This is a genomic window from Candidatus Pseudoscillospira sp. SGI.172 (genome assembly GCF_050313575.1).
In the GTDB taxonomy this organism is placed as follows: Bacteria; Bacillota; Clostridia; order Oscillospirales; family Oscillospiraceae; genus Vermiculatibacterium.
The window spans coordinates 1-1382 of sequence record NZ_JBNPLQ010000076.1; the positions used below are offsets into that span (position 1 = coordinate 1).

2 protein-coding genes are annotated in these 1382 nt (G+C 49.1%); both read left to right on the plus strand.

The features are described from left to right. Positions 1–594 (plus strand): transposase (locus ACQRD3_RS13505; RefSeq protein ID WP_427781737.1); only part of this gene is annotated, 594 nt, incomplete at its 5' end. After that, a partial coding sequence (locus tag ACQRD3_RS13510; RefSeq protein WP_427781738.1) for an IS3 family transposase occupies positions 567–1382 on the plus strand: 816 nt, incomplete at its 3' end. The genes ACQRD3_RS13505 and ACQRD3_RS13510, both read left to right, overlap by 28 nt.

Genomic DNA, 1382 nt, shown 5'->3' on the forward strand with positions numbered 1-1382 from the left:
AAGGAATTAGGGATTCGCAGAAGTACCTTTCAATGCTGGGTGCGGAAATATCAGATGGAGGGTCGCAGCGGGCTGTATCCGAAAAAGCGTTTTACAAGTTATCCATCCTCACTGAAGCTGGCGGCAGTAGAAGACTACCTGGGCGGAGGAGGCTCACTGGACGCCATGTGCCGCAAATACGGGATTTCCTCCCATGCGGTTTTACAGCAATGGATTACGTTGTATAATCAAGGCCATAGAGATTTCAAGACACGCAGAGCGCGGGAGGAAACAGATATGGCTGAGAAAGAAAAATTATCGCAGGAGGAAAAGCTGCAGGCAGTACTATACTGCTTAGAACATCAACTGGACTACCGGCAGACCAGCGAACAGTACAAGATCACCTATCAGCAGATCTATAGCTGGGTCAAAAAATATCAAGAGAAGGGAGAAGCCGGGTTGTTTGACCGCCGGGGCAAACGCCGCCCTCTTTCCGAATACAGTGAAGAGGAAAAAGCCGCGGCAAAGCTGCGGCAGCCGGAAGCGGAAAACAGAAGGCTTCAAATGGAGAACGATTTCTTAAAAAAATTGAACGAACTCGAGGGGAGGCGGTAAGCAGGCTCACACGGCGCAGGAAGGTCTATGAGGCGATCCATACGCTTCATCAGGAAAAAGGATATGAAATTGCATCGTTATGCGCGTTATCCGGGATTCCCCGCTGTTCTTACTACAAATGGCTTCACCGGGAAGAAAGTGCCTCAGAAAAAGGAAATACCCTCTTGCTGGAAGAAATCATCCGTTTGTACAGCGAAGTAAAAGGCATCTACGGTTATCGCCGTATGACGCTGAATGTGAACAGCCGGCTCAAAAGGAACTACAACCACAAACGGATTTACCGCCTGATGAAAAGCGTACATATGCAGGCCGTGATACGCCGAAAGAAGAAGCACTATGTCATGTCGGAACCGCGCATTACCGCTGAAAACGTATTGAACAGAGCATTTACGGCAAACAGACCCAATGAAAAATGGCTGACAGATGTCACAGAATTCAAACTTCTCAACGGGAAGAAAGCATACCTGAGTGCGATCCTTGATCTCCATGACAAAAGCATCGTTGCGTATGCACTGGGTCAATCCAACAACAATCAGCTTGTTTTTGACACCTTTGACAGAGCGGTGAGAGCCAACCCCAGCGCCCATCCTCTGTTTCACAGTGACAGAGGCTGCCAATACACCAACCGGCAGTTCAAAGCAAAGCTGGACGGCATCCATGCAACGCAGAGTATGTCCCGACCCGGCCGCTGCATCGACAACGGCCCTATGGAGGGTTTCTGGGGGATTCTCAAATCTGAAATGTACTACCTCCAGCAATTTCATACCTTTGAGGAATTGAAGAAAGCC